The organism is Armatimonadota bacterium (assembly GCA_031081585.1).
Classification (GTDB): domain Bacteria; phylum Sysuimicrobiota; class Sysuimicrobiia; order Sysuimicrobiales; family Humicultoraceae; genus Geohabitans; species Geohabitans tengchongensis.
The window spans coordinates 1-15278 of record JAVHLY010000029.1; the positions used below are offsets into that span (position 1 = coordinate 1).

The following is a 15278-nucleotide window of genomic DNA, read 5'->3' on the forward strand; positions in this document are numbered from 1 at the left end:
ATGGTGCCATATCCTGTTCCCGTGGTACCTGGGCTATGCGGCTTTCCGCAAGAAGACCCCGGAGGAGATGGGTGAGCTGGCGCGCTTCTACACTGAAGCCCTCGAGCGGATGTGAAGCATACGGCCGGCTCGCTTCGCGTGCAGCACGGCATCGCCTCCGTGGCGGCCGGTGCGCCCGGGCAGTTTCCTCGCCCCCCGGTCAGCCGCCGCAAGGCCCGGCAGGATCCTCTTCGTGCCGGTGCTTCGCCGGTCTGCTATTATAGTTGTCGGTTCCTATAGCGACTAGCGACGACCTTCGGGGCAGGGTGAGCCCGTAGCGGGCAATTCCCGACCGGCGGTAAAGCCCGCGAGCGGCGCGGCAGGCAGGTGCCGCGCCGCAGACCCGGTGAGATTCCGGGGCCGACGGTACAGTCCGGATGGGAGAAGGTCGCCGGATCCCTCTGTCGCTCCCGGCGGCAGAGGCACCCGGCTATCTCCGCCCGGAGGTCATCGCTCCGGGCGGAGACGTTCCAGCCGCCCGGGGGGCAGGGAGGTGCCAGGCGGCGTGGACGGACCGCGGGCCGGGACCGAGCCGGGCGACGACGAGCGGTACATGCGCGAGGCCCTGGCCTGGGCTCGCAAGGGGCTGGGGCGTACCAGCCCCAACCCGGCCGTGGGAGCGGTGGTCGTGCGCGACGGGCAGATCGTCGGGTGCGGCTACCACCGCCGGGCGGGCGAGCCCCACGCCGAGGTCGAGGCCCTGCGCGACGCCGGCCCGCGCGCCCGCGGCGCGACCCTCTACGTCACGCTCGAGCCCTGTCCCCACCAGGGGCGCACCGGTCCCTGCACGCGCGCCATCCTGGAGGCCGGCATCGCCCGCGTGGTCGTGGCGCTCGGCCGTGACCCCGACCCCCACGTCGACGGCAGAGGGGTGGCGGCGTTGCGGGCGGCCGGGCTCGAGGTCACCGAGGGCGTCCTGGAAGCCGAAGCGGCCCGCCTCAACGAGGCGTACCTGAAGCACCGCCGCGCCGGGCTGCCCTTCGTCACGCTGAAGTGGGCGATGAGCCTGGACGGCCGCCTCTCCGCGCGCCCCGACGCCCCCACGCCCATCAGCGGCGCCCGCTCGTTGCGCTACGCCCACGAGCTCCGCAACGTCCACGACGCCGTGATGGTGGGGATCAACACCGTGCTCGCCGACGACCCGCTGCTTACCTGCCGCATCCCGGGCGGCCGCGACCCTGCGCGGCTGGTCCTGGACTCCCGGCTGCGCATGCCTCTCGACGCGCGCATGCTGCGCCAGCCCTCGCCGGCGCCGACGATCGTCTTCGCCGGGGAGGACGCGCCTGCGGAGCGCGCCGCGGCGCTGCGGGCGGCGGGGGCCGAGGTCGTGATCCTGCCGGGACGGCGCCCGGCCATCCGCGCCGTGCTGGCCTGGTGCGCGGCGCGGGGGATGCTCAGCGTCATGGTGGAGGGCGGGAGTACGGTGCAGGGGGCCGTCCTGGCCGAGGGCATGGCCGACCGCGTGGCGGTCGTGGTGGCGCCGGGGCTGGTGGGCGCCCGCGACGCCCCCGCCCCCGCCGGCGGCCCCGCACCGCTCGCCGGGCGCGCGTTGCTGCGGCTGCGCGAGGTGACCGTCAGGCGGCTGGGGGAAGACGTCCTGATCGAGGGGTACCTGCCCCAGGCGCCGGAGTCGGTGGTCGGCCGGAGGACGGCCGACCTGCACCGGATGCGTTGACGGTGTTCACCGGGCTCGTGGAGGGCACAGGCGACGTCCTGGCGGTGGAGGCGCGGCCGGACGGGCGGCGGTTGCGGCTGCGCGTGCCCCGTGACCTCGGGCCGGTGCAGGTGGGGGAGAGCCTGGCCGTGGACGGCGTCTGCCTGACCGTGGCCGCGCTCTCGGGCGGAGATGACGGCGACGGGCTCGTGGCCGAGTTCGACCTGGTCCCCGAGACGCTGCGCCGCACCACGCTGGGCGTCCGAGGTCCCGGCGACCGGGTGAACCTGGAGCGCCCCGTCCCGGTGGGCGGGCGGCTCGGCGGCCACCTCGTGCAGGGGCATGTCGACGGCGTCGGCACCGTCACCGCCGTGGCCGGCGAGGGTGGAGGACGGTGGCTCGAGGTGGCGCTGCCCGCGGGGCTCGAGCGCTACGTGGTGGAGCGCGGGGCGATCGCCCTGGACGGGGTCAGCCTCACGGTCGCGGCGGTGCGCGACGGGGGGCGGATCGGGGTGGCGCTGGTGCCGCACACGCTCGCCGCCACCACGCTGGGGACGAAGGCGGTGGGCGATCTCGTGAACGTGGAGGTGGACGTCGTGGCCAGGTACGTCGAGCGGCTGCTCCGGCCGGAGGACGGTGAGGGGCGATGAGCCAGCCCGAGACGCAGCGCGCAGGGGTCTTCGCCTCGGCCGAGGAGGCCATCGAGGAGATCCGCCGCGGGCGCATGGTCATCGTCGTGGACGACGAGGACCGGGAGAACGAGGGCGACCTGGTGATGGCCGCCGAGGCGGTCACGCCCGAGGCCGTGAACTTCATGACGCGCTTCGGCCGCGGGCTCATCTGCGTCCCCATGCCGGCCGAGCGGCTGCGCCAGCTCGACCTGCCGCTCATGGTGGACCGCAACACCTCCCTGCACGGGACCGCCTTCACCATCACCGTGGACGTGCGCCACGGGACCACCACGGGGACGTCGGCCTTCGACCGTGCCGCCACCATCCGGGCGCTGGCCGACCCGTCGTCGCGGCCGGAGGACTTCGCCCGGCCCGGCCACATCTTCCCGCTCATGGCCATGGAGGGGGGCGTGTTGCGCCGCAGCGGCCACACCGAGGCCGCCGTGGACCTGGCCCGCCTGGCCGGGTTCCAGCCGGTGGGCGTGCTCTGCGAGATCCTGGCCGACGACGGGACGATGGCGCGGCTGCCGCAGCTCGCCCTCTTCGCCGCGGAGCACGACCTGCGCATCGTCACCATCGCCGACCTCATCCGCTACCGGAAGGCCCGCGAGCCCTTCGTCCGCCGCGAGGGCGAGACGCGCCTGCCCACCCGCCACGGGGAGTTCCGCGCCGTCGTCTACGAGAACACGCTGGACGGGAGCAGCCACCTGGCCCTGGTGCGCGGGGAGGTGGCCGACGGGACGCCGGTGCTGGTGCGTATGCACTCGGAGTGCCTGACCGGGGACGTCTTCGGGTCGCTGCGCTGCGACTGCGGGGAGCAGCTGCAGGCGGCGCTGGCGATGATCGCACGCGAAGGGCGCGGGGTGGTCGTCTACATCCGTCAGGAAGGGCGGGGGATCGGGCTGACCAACAAGATCAAGGCCTACGCCCTGCAGGACGACGGCAAGGACACGGTGGAGGCCAACCTGCTGCTCGGCTTCCCGCCCGACCCGCGCGACTACGGGGTGGGCGCGCAGATCCTGGCCGACCTGGGCGTGCGGCAGCTGCGCCTGATCACCAACAACCCGCGCAAGCGCGCCGGGCTGGAGGGGTACGGCCTCACCGTGGTGGACCGGGTCCCCCTGGAGATGCCGCCCAACCGCGAGAACTACCGCTACCTGCAGACGAAGCGCCACAAGCTTGGCCACCTCCTCTCCATCGACTGAGCGTCCATGGGCGCGGTCTGGCAGGGGAGCGAGGACGGGCGCGGGCTGCGCATCGCCATCGTGGTGAGCCGCTACAACCTGGGCATCACCGAACGGCTATTGGCCGCCGCGGAGGCGACGCTGCGCGAGCGCGGCGCGGCGTGGGACGTGGCCTGGGTCCCGGGTGCCCTGGAATTGCCGCTCGTGGCGCGGCGCCTGGCCGCCTCCGGCGGCTACGACGCCGTGCTGGCGCTGGGGTGCGTCATCCGCGGGGAGACGGCGCACTTCGAGCACGTGGCCCGGGAGGCGGCCCACGGCCTGGCCCGGGCCGCGGACGAGACCGGGGTGCCGGTGATCAACCAGGTGCTGGCCGTCTACGACCCCGCCCAGGCGGCGGCGCGCGCCGGCGACGAGGTGAACCGCGGGCGGGAGGGGGCGCTGGCGGCCATCGCCATGGGGACGCTCATGCGCACGCTGCGCGAGGCGGGGCTGTGAGGGGCGGGCCGGCGCCCGTCACGCTTTTCACCGGCCTGCGCGCCCGCACGCTCGATCCCGCGCTGCCGCAGGCGACCGCCCTGGCGGTGGCGCACGGGCGCGTGCTGGCGGTCGGGGACGACGCGACGCTGCGGGAGGCCTTCCCCCACCACCGCCGGGTGGACTGCGGGGGGTGGTGGGCGCTACCGGCGCTCAGCGACAGCCACATCCACCTGCTGGCCTACGGGCTGAGCCTGCGGCGCCTCGACCTGCGCGAGTGCCGCTCCCTGGCCGACGCGGTGGCCGCCGTCGCCGCCGCGGTCCGCCAGACGCCCCCGGGGGTGTGGGTCCTGGGACGCGGCTGGGACCGCAACCGCTGGGCGGAAGGGCGCTGGCCCACGCGCGACGACCTCGACCCGGTGAGCGACGGCCATCCCGTCGCCCTCACCAGCAAGGACGGCCACCTCCTGTGGGTGAACTCCGCCGCCCTGGCCGCCGCCGGCATCGACGCCCGCACGCCCGATCCGCCCGGCGGGGAGATCGTGCGCGACGGTGCCGGCCGGCCCACCGGCCTGCTGAAGGAAGAGGCGAAGGCGCTCGTCGCGCCCCTGATCGAGCGCCCCGACCCGGCCATGGCGCAGGCGGCGGTCGCCGACGCGGTGCGCGCCCTTCACCGCCTCGGGATCGCCGCCGTGCACGACATGGAGGGCCCCGAGGCGTTCACCGTCCTGCAGGAGGTGCACGCAGCCGGGCGCCTGCGGTTGCGCGTCTGGATGACGGTGCCGGTGGACCGGCTCGAGGCCGCGCTGGCGCTCGGGCTGCGCACCGGCACCGGCGACGCGTGGCTGCGGGTGGGCGGGGTGAAGATCTTCGCCGACGGGACCCTGGGCTCCCAGACGGCCAGCATGCTCGAGCCCTTCGACGGCCAGCCGAACAACACCGGCATCGCCGTCCACGACCGGGAAGCGTTGCGGGCACTGGTCGCGCGCGCGGTCGAGGGCGGGTGGTGGCCGGTGGTGCACGCCATCGGCGACCGTGCCAACCGCGACGTCCTGGACGCTGTCGCGGCGGTGCGCGACCTGGCGCAGGCCCGGGGCGTGCGCAGCCGCATCGAGCACGTCCAGCTCCTCCACCCCGACGACCTGCCGCGCCTGGCCGCCCTGGGGGTCATCGCGTCCATGCAGCCCATCCACGCCCTCGCCGACCGGGAGGTCGCCGACCGCTACTGGGGGCGGCGCTGCCGTTGGGCCTACGCCTGGCGGTCGCTGCTCGACGCCGGGACCGTGGTGGCCTTCGGCTCGGACGCACCGGTGGAGACGCCCGACCCCTGGGAAGGGCTCTACGCGGCGGTAGCGCGGCGGCGCCCCGGCGAGGCGCCCTGGTACCCCGAGGAGGCCATCACGCCGCTGGAGGCGCTGCGCGCCTACACGGTGGGCGCCGCCGTGGCCGCGGGGGCCGAGCAGTGGGCGGGGCGCCTGGCCCCGGGATGTGTGGCCGACTTCATCCTCACCGACCGCGACGTGCTGAGCGTCCCGCCGGAAGAGCTGCGGCAGACCCGGGTGCTGGCTACGGCCGTGGGAGGGGAGATCGTCTTCGCCCAGGGCCCGCTGGCCGGGCTGGAGGGGCCGGACTAAACCGTGGAGCGCCTGGCTACGTCTCTTGAAGGGGGGAGAACGGCGGACCCCGAACCGCCGCGGCGGGAGGCGGGCGTGGAGGAGCAGGAGCGGTCGGCGGCCGGGCGGGGTGCGGGGCTGCCATTCGGGCGGGGTGAGGGGCTGACGGAAGAGGACGCCGGGCTGGTCGAGGCCTTCCGGCGAGGCGAGGAGAGCGCGTTTGCCGCCCTCGTCATCAAGTACCGGGAGGCGGTCTACCGGACGGCACGGCGGCTGGTGGGCAGTCACGAGGACAGCGCCGACATCACCCAGGAAGTCTTCATCCGCGCCTACCGGGCGCTGCCGCGCTTCGACGGGCGGGCGCACCTGCGCACCTGGCTCTACCGGATCACCGTGAACCTCTGCCTCGACCTCCACCAGCAGCGCCGGCGCCAGACCTGGGTGGACCTCGAGGAGGTCACCGCCGAAGCCCCGCCCGAAGACGCCCCGGAGGCCTGCGCCGAGGCCCGCACCCTGCGGCAGGCGGTACGTGCCGCGGTGGCCGCCCTGCCGCCCAGGCAGCGGGCCATGGTGGTGCTGCGGGTCTACCAGGACCTCCCCTACGCCGAGATCGCGCGCGTCATGGGGTGCGCGGAGGGGACGGTCAAGGCGACGATGTTTGCGGCGCTGCGCAAGCTGCGCCGCCAGCTCGGAGCGGTGCTGGGAGAGGAGACGGTGGCGACGCTGACGGCAGGCCTGGGGGCGGGGGCCCGGGTGGGCGATGAGGTGCCGTAGGGCGCGGGAGCTCCTGCTGGAGGGCGTGACCGGCCGGCTGGACCCGGACCGGCGCCGGGCGCTGCTCGCGCACCTGGCCGGGTGCGAACGCTGTCGGGCCGAGGCTGCGGAGCTGGAGGAGGGCGTGGCCCTCCTCCAGGCGGTGCCCGAGCCCGTGGCACCCGAAGGCTTCTGGGGCGACTTCATGGCCGGTCTGGAGGGACGGCTGCGAGCCGAGCCCCTCCCGCTGGGGGTACGGCTGCGCCGGTGGTTCGCGCGGCCGCCGCGCGCCCTGGGCACGGCCGCTGCCACGGCGGCGCTCGTCGCCGTGCTCACCCTGGCGCTCGGGCAGCAGCGCTCCGCCCCGCCCGAGACCACCTCTCCGCCGGGTCGGCTCGCCGCCTACGTCACGCCGGAGGTGCGCGGCGTCCTGCCGGCCCTCAGTCACGCCGTCGAGCTCTGGCGGGCCGGCATGGGAGCCGTCGAACAGGAGCCCCTCTTCGACGACCTGCCGCCCGCAGCCCCGTGACCACGCTCAGGCGGGCCGCCTTCGCGCTGGCGGTGGCGCTGCTGCTGGTCCCACTGCCGGCGCTGAGCCAGCCGCCCACCCCCAACCCGCGCGCCGAGCGCATCATCGAGGCCCTGCTCATCTGGCGGCTGGTCGACGAGCTGGACCTGACGGAGGCGCAAATCGCCCGCATCTTCCCGCGCATCAAGACCCTCAAGGAGATCCGCCTCCAGCTGGGCCGACAGGCGCTGATCCTGCGCGAGGAGCTGCGGGCGCTGCTGCGGCAGCGGCCGCGCGACGAGGCGGCCATCCGGGCCAAGGTGGCCGAGCTGGACGCGCTGCGCCGGGAGATCGAGACCCGGCGGGAGCGGGTGCTGCGGGAGATCCGTGCGGCGCTCACGGTGGAGCAGCAGGCGCGCTTCGTGCTGATCCAGGAGCGGTTCGAGGCGGAGACGCTGCGCCTGCTGGAGGAGGTCCGTCGGCTGGTCGAGCAGGGCGGCGGCGGGCGGCAGTAGCTCGCGCGTTGCGATCCGGCGGGCCGACCCGCGGCGGTCGCTTGCCCGCGCCGCCTGATGCTCCTCCTCAAGGGGCGGGGGCCGCCGGAGCCCCCTCCTCACCGGGCCGGGGCCGCCGGACCCTCCTCTTCCACCAGGTACTCGCTCTTCCGGTAGGTGGCCCGCACCCCACAGTGCGGGCAGGTGTGGTAGTTGGCCGCCAGCGTCCCCTGCTCGAAGGACCGGCGGTCCATGCGCCGGCCGGTGAAGTAGGTGCGGCCGCAGGCCTTGCAGACGACGGAAAGCCGCAGCTTGCCCACTAGTCGCCCGGCCCGGGGCCCTCGCGCCCCTTCGGAGGCGAAGCGACGCGTCCCTCTGAAGGTGAAGCGACGGCCTCGGGGTGCGCCTGCAGGAAGCTCTCCACCTCGGCGGCGCGCCACAGCCGCCGGTCGCCGTTGGCGAAGAGCGGGGCGGGGAATGCGGGGTGCGCCGCCACCGTTTCCAAGAAGGTGCGGGGGTGGAGGCCGAGCCGCTCCGCCACCTCGACCGGGCTCACGACCTCCTCGCCCGCAGCCACCAGGCGCGCCACGGCGGCGACGAACGAATCGCCGGCGGACGGCCGCCTGAGGAGGAAGTCGATCGCCGAGATGCCCCGCGGGTGGGCCTGCTTGATCAGGTTGCTGTAGTGGCGCAGCTCGTCGGGGTATCCTCTCAGATGGCGGAGGACCAGGGTGTCGCGGACCAGTGGGTCGTCCATCACAGTACGAGGATGATCATCGCCCCATCGAGGAGCATAGCATGCCCTTCCTGACCGACCGGGACGCCGAGGTGATCCGCCGACGCTTCGCCGCCGACCTGGAGGCGCCGGTGCGCCTGCTGCTCTTCCTGCCCACCCTGGGCGGGCTCGCCCTCGCCGGGCAGGACTCGGAGATCCCCGAGTACACCCGCCGCCTGGTGCACGAGGTGGCCGCGCTCTCGGACCGGCTCCGGGTCGAGGAGGCCAGCCTGGTCTCCCAGGGCGACCTGGCCGCCCGCTACGGGGTGGCCTACGCGCCGACGCTGGTCTTCCTGCGGGAGACCGACGGCGGCCCGCCCCAGGACCTGGGGCTGCGCTACGTGGGGCTGCCCGGCGGGTACGAGCTGGTGACGCTGCTGGAGATGGTCATCGGCGTCTCCCGCGGCCGCCCCGACCTAGCCCCTGAGACGGTGGCGCGGCTGGAGGGGCTCGGCCGCGACGTGCACCTGCAGGTCTTCGTCACCCCCACCTGACCACACTGTCCCCGCGCGGCCAGGCTGGCCGCGCACCTGGCCATCGCCTCCCCGCGCGTGCGCACGGACGTCGTGGAGGTCTCCGAGTTCCCGGACCTGGCGCAGCGGTACAACGTCTATGCCGTGCCGAAGACGGTGGTGAACGACGCCTACGAGATCGTGGGGGCCCTGCCCGAGCGGCAGTTCGTGGAGGCGGTGCTGCGTGGGGCGGAAGGTCAGGAGGCCGAGGGGGAGGGGTCGGACACCGCGGGGGAGACCACCCCGATCGAGTCCGACGGCTGAAGCGCGTCGACCTCTCCGACCTGCCGAAATGGGTCAGTCTCCGCTGCCCGCATCGCCTTCAGGCGTCGGGCCAGGGCCACGCCCAGCGGCGTGAGGCAGTACGTCCCGCTCCCGGCCTCGTACTGGAAGAGCCCGTGCAACCGTCCGTGCCAGCACCCCCGCCGCACCTGCAGCTCGTTGAGGCCGGTGAGGGCGCCCAGCGCATCCCCCGGGACCCCGCGGCGGAACCAGGCTTGGCGGTCGAGGAGGGCGAGGGCGATCTGCTCGGCCCAGTCGTTGATGGTGTGGTAGGGCGTCTTCGGTACGGCCATGAGCCTCCAGAATGGCCCGGAACGTGTTCGGACAGACACTAGAGACGTGCCCACGACCTCCCGAGATTAGACTGCAATCCGGCCAGATCGGGACATTTCGCAGCTCCTGCGCCTTTCGGAGCTCCCGCCGCTGGCCGGCCGTGCTCCGGCTCCGGTTCCCCGGACCGCGTCACCGACCGCCGGCGCCCCCGCGCCACCGCCAGTAGCAGGCGATCGTCCCCGCGCGCAGGTAGGGGTGGGCGTCCCCGAAGCGGCCCGCGGCGATGAAGGCTTCGACGTCGGCAGGCGGCGCCAGGCGGACCTCGGCGATTTCGCCGGCATCCTCGGGGCGCAGCTCGCCGCCTGCGGCGAGGGCGGCAAAGACCGTGGTGGTGGACTCGACCACGCCCGCCTGCGGGGCCACGCGCCCTGTCTGGATCACGCCCAGGGGCTGTGCCCAGGCCAGCTCCAGCCCGGTCTCCTCCCGCACTTCGCGGCGTACCGCCTCCTCCGGCGTCTCGCCGGGCTCGACCGCCCCGCCGGGGGGGAGCCATCGGTCCACCAGCTGGTCATCGCGCAGCCGCACCAGCACGAGGCGGCCCGCATGTTCCACCAGGGCCAGGGCAAACCGCATGGCCGGTCCGTGGCGCTCGCGCAGGCGCCGCACCACGTCGTCGGGGCTGGGTAGCAGGGGGTAGGCGAGGGGCTTCTGAGACCTTCGCGCCGAGTCATGAGACATGGGATCCCCATCTGGACGCGGATGTCTTGGTTTAGAATGTCTTAGTTTAGATATGGATACGTGACCTAAGCCGGGACTTCATGGCGGGGGGTCCCGGTGCGCTTAGACCCTTCGCGGACTTAATTGCCACGCTCTTGACCATTACGGTGATGGCTCCCCAGGGGGCTGTCCGACCCGTAGAGGGTCCTGCCCCCATGTGCGCATCCACTCCTCTGTAGGGCGGCCTTCGATTGAGTGGGTTATCAGGATACCAGAAGAGAGAGTCTAATCACATTTGCCAAGCGAATCGGCTTGCACGTGTTGACCTTTACGAGATGTAAGGCCGCCCCAGGGCCTCCGGCTTGGCCAGTCCCCAGCGCGTGCGGAACCAGGGCGCGGAGATGACGGCCAGGATGACGATGGTGATGGCAAAGGGCAGCGCCCGCCAGATGTAGCGCGACAGGATCCCCGGCAGCACCAGCTCGGGGTTGAGGGAGAGCTGCCACATGGCGGCGAAGAGCGTGGCCCCCATCAGCAGCACCCACGGGTTCCACATCGAGAAGAAGACCAGCGCCAGGCTTACGAACCCCCAGCCCATCAGGAAGTTGTAGTTCCACACCGGGTTGTAGGAGAGGCTGTAGACCGCCCCCGCCAGGCCCGCCAGCATCCCTCCGAACGTGACACACAGGTAGCGGACCGCCCCCACGTTGATCCCGGACGCCTGCGCCGCCCCCGGGTGTTCCCCCGCCGACCGGATGGCCAGCCCCACCCCGGTGCGGAAGAGCAGGAACCAGGTCGCCCCCACGAGCGCCACGGCCAGGTAGACGAAGGGCGAGAGGCCGAGCCACGTGCCGATGCGCTCCAGCCCCAGCGGCCCGGTGTAGGGGTTGCCGATGTAGGTGGTGAGGCCGAAGCTGAGGATCCACAGCCCCATGCCGCTCACCACCTGGTCCCCGCGCAGGGTGATGGCGAAGAACCCGTGCGCGGCGCCGAGCAGCGCGCCCACGGCCAGGGCCGCCAGGAACCCGAGCAGGTAGTCGCGCGTGAGCTGGGTGGCGATGAAGGCCAGGGTGCCGCCGGAGAGCATCAGCCCCTCCAGGCCGACGTTGAGCACCCCCGCGCGCTGGTCCACCAGCTCCCCCAGCGCCGCGAAGAGGAAGATGGTCGAGGCCTCCAGGCTGCGCGCCAGCAGCTCCAGCACGGCGCTCACCCCTCCGCGGCGTCGGCCGAGACCGGCGGGACGGCGGGTGCGGCGGCCGGGCGCCACACCGGCTGGCATTGGTAGAGCACGTGCGAGGCCACGAAGGTCATCATGAGCAGCCCCAGCAGCGCGTAGTCGACGCCGAAGGGCAGGTGGAGCTGCCCCTGGGCCAGGCGCGCGCCCAGCGACAGCCCCGCGAAGAGCAGCGCCACAGGGACGGCCCCCACGCCGCTGCCCCGGGCGATCAGCGCGCAGATGATGCCGTAGAAGGCCAGGTCGCCGTAGTAGCCGTAGTTGCCGGGGATCTTGTAGACGCCGGGGACGGCGGCGAAGTAGTGGTACCCGGCCAGGCCGCCGAAAGCGCCGCCCACCACGAAGACCAGCAGCGGGAGCGTCAGCGGGTCGATCCCGCCGTAGCGGGCAGCCTGCGGGTTGAGCCCGAAGGCGCGGATGCGGTAGCCGAGCGCCGTCCGGGCGAAGAGCCAGTCCAGCAGCGCCGCCGCCCCCACGGCCAGCAGCGCGGTGAAGGGGATGCCGGCCCACAGCGGCGCGTGGAGGAAGGCGGGCAGGCCGAACCCCTCCCCCTCGCCCGTGGCGCTCATGAAGGGGCCGCCCTCTTTGATCATGTAGGCCACGAGCCAGAAGAAGACCGAGTTCAGCATCATGGTGACCAGGATCTCGTTCACGTTCAGCCGGGCGCGCAGGAGCCCGGCCACGGCGGCCAGGACCGCTCCGCCCGCCACGCCGGCGACGACCATCAGCCCGACGAGGAGGCCGGGGGCCACGGGCGGGGTCGTCAGGTCCGGACCACCCAGCAGGGCCGGGACGGCGAAGGCAGCGAGCCCCCCCGCGTACACCTGGCTGGGGAGGCCGATGTTCCACAGGCCCGCGCGGAAGGGGACGAGGAAGGCGAAGGTGCACAGCAGCAGGTAGATGGCCCGGTGGACCGTGGCCAGGAAGCCGTACCGGTCGGCGAAGGCGTAGGCGAAGACCACCCGGTAGGCGTGGAGGGGACCGCCCTCGGCCGGCAGGAAGAGGACGCTGCTCAGCACCAGCGCCACGACGATGGCGGCGACGGCGGTCACCACGCCGTGCAGGGGCGAGGAGGCCCGCCGCGGCTCCACGGTCAGGAGGTAGGATCCAACCCTCACGCGTGTGCGGCGGCCTCCCGCCGCCACCCCGCCATCATCGCGCCGACCGTCTCGGGGTGGGCCTCCGCCCGCGGCAGGACGGTCACGAGGCGGCCCTCGTAGATCGGCGCCACCCGGTCGCTCAGGGAGAGGATCTCGTCCAGGTCCTCCGAGACCAGCAGCACCCCCGCACCGGCGGCCCGCGCCTCCAGGAGGCGGCCGCGCACGAAGGCGGCCGCTTCCACGTCCAGCCCCTGCGTGGGCAGGTGGGCGAGCAGCACGCGCGGACGCCGCGCCAGCACCCGCCCCAGGATGAGCTTCTGCAGGTTGCCGCCGGAGAGGTGCTGCGCCGGGACGTGCGGGTGGGGCGCCCGCACCGCGTAGCTGGTCAGGATCTCCCGGGTGAGGCGCTCCAGGCCCGGGTAGTCGAGGAGGGCCCGCGGCGTGTAGGCGGGGTCGAAGTGGAAGGTGAGCGCCGTATTCTCGACCAGCGTGAAGGGAGCGATGGAGGCCACCTCGACGCGCTCCGCCGGGATGTAGCCGATCCCCCGCCGCCACCGCTCCAGCGGCGGCCACCACGTGGCGTCCGCACCGTCGAGCAGGACGCGCCCGCCGGCCGGCGGGCGCAGGCCGGCCAGCACCTGGACGAGCTCCTCCTGGCCGTTGCCCGTGACGCCGGCGATCCCCAGGATCTCGCCCGCCCGCAACGCGAAGGAGACGCCGCGCAGGGCCAGCACCCCTTTGTCGTTGTAGGCGGCCAGGTCCTCCACGCGCAGCAGCGCCGGCCGCTCCCCCGCAGCGGCGTCGGTGAGGTGCGGCGGGGCGATGTCGCGGCCGATCATGTGCGCCACCAGGCGCTCCTCGGTGGCCTCGCGGGTGGGGAGGCGGGCCACGACCCGGCCCGCCCGCAGCACCGTCACGGTGTCGCTGAGTGCCATGACGACGGGGAGCTTGTGGGTGACCAGGAGGACGGTGACGCCCTGGTCGCGCACGAGGGTGCGCAGGCCGGCCAGCAGGCGCTCCACCTCGGGCGGGGTGAGCACCGAGGTGGGCTCGTCCAGGATGAGGATGCGCGCGCCCAGGTAGAGGGCCTTGAGGATCTCCACCCACTGCTTCTCGCCCTCGGAGAGCTGCCACACGCGCGCCCCCAGGTCGAGGGCGATCCCGTAGCGGGCGCACAGCGCCTCCACCTCGCGGCGGGCGTGGCGCGGGTTGAGGAGGCCGCGGGCCTGCGGGTGCCCGAGGAGCAGGTTCTCCAGCACGGTGTGGGCGGCCACGAGGCGGCGGGTCTGGTGGACCATGCCGATCCCCAGGGCCAGGGCGTCGTGCGGGGAGCGGATGTGCACCCGACGACCCCGCAGGTAGACGGCGCCCTCATCGGGCTGCACCAGCCCGAAGAGGACGTTCATGAGGGTGGTCTTGCCGGCGCCGTTCTGCCCGAGGACCGCGTGGACCCGGCCGGCGTCCACCTCCAGGTCCACGCGGTCCAGGGCGAGCACGCCGGGGAAGCGCTTGGTGATCCCGCGTGCCGCCAGGAAGGGCGCGCCGTCGCCGGCCGGCTCGACGGACGTGGTCACGCCGCTACTTGAGGATGGTCATCCCCTCGAGGTCGAAGTTGAACTTCGACAGGAGCCACTCGTCGGTGGGCATCTGCCGCGCCGGCTTGACCAGCGTCCCCTTGGCCGGGATGGGCGTCCCGCGCAGCGCCAGCCCCGTCCCGTTGCTGCGGAAGGCGTGCTCGAAGAACGGGTCCCACTGGCCCCGCATCATCTGCTGACGGCGCTGCGCCACCAGGCGCAGGATGGCCGCCGGGATGAGCGGCCGCGCCTTGGGGCTGATCGCGTCCACCCCGACCTTCTTGTTGTTCATGATGTCCACGGCCGACTCGACCGTGCCGTCGGCCAGCGTCATCGTGTCCTTCATCCCCAGGTAGAGCAGGGTGGTGGGGGTCTGGTTGCCCGCCATGTACTGGCGGATCATGCGGTCGTAGAGGACCTCCCAGCGCGTGTCGAAGGAGATGGCCACGGTGTCGGTGCTGGACCAGCCGTAGAAGCCCACGACGTCCATGTCCTTGCCCACGAACCAGATCCTCCGCTCCTGGGCCACGTCCAGGGGCGAGCCGGAGTCGGTCTGCTGCGTGAGGACGTCCACCCGGTACTGGCTCACCAGGGTGCGGGCCACTTCCCGCTCCTCGGTGGGCTTGTACCAGTCGCCGACGTACTTCACGTAGACGTTCACCCGCTTGTTCAGCGCCTTGGCGGCGTCCTGCACCCCCAGGTAGAAGCCGGCGGTGCGGCGCAGCACCTGGATGTTGGGGAAGGCCGAGACGACGCCGATGTTCCCCGTGCGGGTGAGCGCCCCGGCCACCAGGCCTTCCAGGTAGAGGGCCTGGTACTGGCGGGGGAAGAAGCGGATGAAGTTGCGCTTGCGGGTGAGGTCGCTCGCCACCACCGAGGCGAAGTAGGTGTTGGGGTACTGGTCGGCGATGGTGGCCAGCGGCAGCCCGATGAACTCCGCGTTACCGACGACGATGTTGGCCCCCTGGTCGATCAGCTCCCGGGCGTAGGGGACGGTGGCGTCGGGGCCGACCTCCTCACGGTAGACGTACTTGACGTTGGGGTACTTCTCGGTGAGACGCTTGGCGGCCCGGTCGTGCGCCCCGGACCAGGTCGTCCCCTTGATGACGCTGAAGTGGAGGATGGCCAGGGTGACGGGGCGTTGCGGCCCGGCGGTCGCCCGCGCCCACAGCGCGGAGGTGGCCAGCAGGGCGAAGACGACCAGCGGGATCACGACGCGGGCACAGCGACTTCCCCTCCGGAACTCGCGCATGGACCTCATCCCTCCCCCCATGCCCTCGTGGTAGTTGGAGCCTGCTGCTCATCGTCTGGCAGCGCCTGGGATGCCGGGCAACTCGGCGTGGTTCCGCTTCGGGACACCGGGCGGTTTTCCTCCCGGCGGGTCTGGCCCGCTCCCGCCGGGTCTGGCCCGCTACCGGGGA

At 73.3% G+C, this 15278-nt stretch carries 17 protein-coding genes, 1 pseudogene and 1 riboswitch; of the genes and pseudogenes, 10 read left to right on the top strand and 8 right to left on the bottom strand.

Annotated elements, in window-relative coordinates; translation table 11 throughout:
* Positions 1 to 287: 287 nt before the first annotated feature.
* A riboswitch (FMN riboswitch) is annotated at positions 288 to 432 on the top strand.
* Positions 433 to 544: 112 nt separating this feature from the next.
* From ribD to RB146_11260, 8 genes are all read left to right on the top strand, one after another.
* The gene (gene ribD / locus RB146_11225; protein ID MDQ7829542.1) at positions 545 to 1714 is read left to right on the top strand and encodes a bifunctional diaminohydroxyphosphoribosylaminopyrimidine deaminase/5-amino-6-(5-phosphoribosylamino)uracil reductase RibD; all 1170 of its coding nucleotides are present in this window, start codon (positions 545 to 547) and stop codon (positions 1712 to 1714) included.
* A gap of 2 nt (positions 1715 to 1716) precedes the next feature.
* Positions 1717 to 2343: a riboflavin synthase gene (locus RB146_11230; protein ID MDQ7829543.1), complete on the top strand. Its 627-nt coding sequence runs from the start codon at positions 1717 to 1719 to the stop codon at positions 2341 to 2343.
* Complete coding sequence (locus RB146_11235) at positions 2340 to 3569, top strand: bifunctional 3,4-dihydroxy-2-butanone-4-phosphate synthase/GTP cyclohydrolase II (GenBank protein ID MDQ7829544.1); 1230 nt, start codon at positions 2340 to 2342, stop codon at positions 3567 to 3569. The genes RB146_11230 and RB146_11235 overlap by 4 nt, the downstream gene beginning before the upstream one ends.
* A 6-nt stretch (positions 3570 to 3575) precedes the next feature.
* Positions 3576 to 4043, top strand: a complete 468-nt coding sequence (gene ribH, locus RB146_11240) for a 6,7-dimethyl-8-ribityllumazine synthase (protein MDQ7829545.1) — start codon at positions 3576 to 3578, stop codon at positions 4041 to 4043.
* Positions 4040 to 5656, top strand: coding sequence for an amidohydrolase (locus RB146_11245; protein MDQ7829546.1), 1617 nt, complete (start codon positions 4040 to 4042; stop codon positions 5654 to 5656). Before ribH ends, RB146_11245 begins: the two co-directional genes overlap by 4 nt.
* Before the next feature lie 75 nt (positions 5657 to 5731).
* Positions 5732 to 6409, top strand: coding sequence for an RNA polymerase sigma factor (locus tag RB146_11250; GenBank protein ID MDQ7829547.1), 678 nt, complete (start codon positions 5732 to 5734; stop codon positions 6407 to 6409).
* On the top strand, positions 6396 to 6917 hold the full coding sequence (locus RB146_11255) for a zf-HC2 domain-containing protein (protein ID MDQ7829548.1): 522 nt from the start codon (positions 6396 to 6398) through the stop codon (positions 6915 to 6917). Before RB146_11250 ends, RB146_11255 begins: the two co-directional genes overlap by 14 nt.
* Entirely contained in the window at positions 6914 to 7411 is a 498-nt protein-coding gene (locus tag RB146_11260; protein MDQ7829549.1) for a periplasmic heavy metal sensor, read from the top strand. Before RB146_11255 ends, RB146_11260 begins: the two co-directional genes overlap by 4 nt.
* A 98-nt stretch (positions 7412 to 7509) precedes the next feature.
* Here RB146_11260 and RB146_11265 read toward each other — a convergent pair whose 3' ends face one another.
* Positions 7510 to 7710, bottom strand: coding sequence for a hypothetical protein (locus tag RB146_11265; GenBank protein ID MDQ7829550.1), 201 nt, complete (start codon positions 7708 to 7710; stop codon positions 7510 to 7512).
* Entirely contained in the window at positions 7710 to 8147 is a 438-nt protein-coding gene (locus RB146_11270; protein MDQ7829551.1) for a hypothetical protein, read from the bottom strand. The genes RB146_11265 and RB146_11270 overlap by 1 nt, the downstream gene beginning before the upstream one ends.
* 41 nt (positions 8148 to 8188) lie before the next feature.
* Between RB146_11270 and RB146_11275 the strand changes: the two genes are divergently transcribed.
* Together RB146_11275 and RB146_11280 are read left to right on the top strand one after the other, a co-directional pair.
* Positions 8189 to 8659, top strand: coding sequence for a hypothetical protein (locus tag RB146_11275; protein MDQ7829552.1), 471 nt, complete (start codon positions 8189 to 8191; stop codon positions 8657 to 8659).
* Between the two features lie 12 nt (positions 8660 to 8671).
* Positions 8672 to 8941 (top strand): annotated as a pseudogene (locus RB146_11280) (thioredoxin family protein).
* On the opposite strand, the gene RB146_11285 reads toward RB146_11280, so the two are convergent.
* The 6 genes from RB146_11285 to RB146_11310 form a co-directional block, all read right to left on the bottom strand.
* Entirely contained in the window at positions 8875 to 9252 is a 378-nt protein-coding gene (locus RB146_11285; protein ID MDQ7829553.1) for a hypothetical protein, read from the bottom strand. The pseudogene RB146_11280 and the gene RB146_11285 sit on opposite strands and share 67 nt — an antisense overlap.
* A 169-nt stretch (positions 9253 to 9421) precedes the next feature.
* Positions 9422 to 9898, bottom strand: coding sequence for an NUDIX hydrolase (locus RB146_11290; GenBank protein MDQ7829554.1), 477 nt, complete (start codon positions 9896 to 9898; stop codon positions 9422 to 9424).
* Between the two features lie 379 nt (positions 9899 to 10277).
* Positions 10278 to 11159, bottom strand: coding sequence for an ABC transporter permease (locus RB146_11295; protein ID MDQ7829555.1), 882 nt, complete (start codon positions 11157 to 11159; stop codon positions 10278 to 10280).
* Positions 11156 to 12301, bottom strand: coding sequence for an ABC transporter permease (locus tag RB146_11300; GenBank protein MDQ7829556.1), 1146 nt, complete (start codon positions 12299 to 12301; stop codon positions 11156 to 11158). The genes RB146_11295 and RB146_11300 overlap by 4 nt, the downstream gene beginning before the upstream one ends.
* A complete protein-coding gene (locus tag RB146_11305) occupies positions 12298 to 13857 on the bottom strand; it encodes an ABC transporter ATP-binding protein (GenBank protein ID MDQ7829557.1) in 1560 nt (519 codons plus the stop codon). Before RB146_11305 ends, RB146_11300 begins: the two co-directional genes overlap by 4 nt.
* A gap of 4 nt (positions 13858 to 13861) precedes the next feature.
* Positions 13862 to 15109: a BMP family ABC transporter substrate-binding protein gene (locus tag RB146_11310; protein MDQ7829558.1), complete on the bottom strand. Its 1248-nt coding sequence runs from the start codon at positions 15107 to 15109 to the stop codon at positions 13862 to 13864.
* Positions 15110 to 15278: the final 169 nt, after the last annotated feature.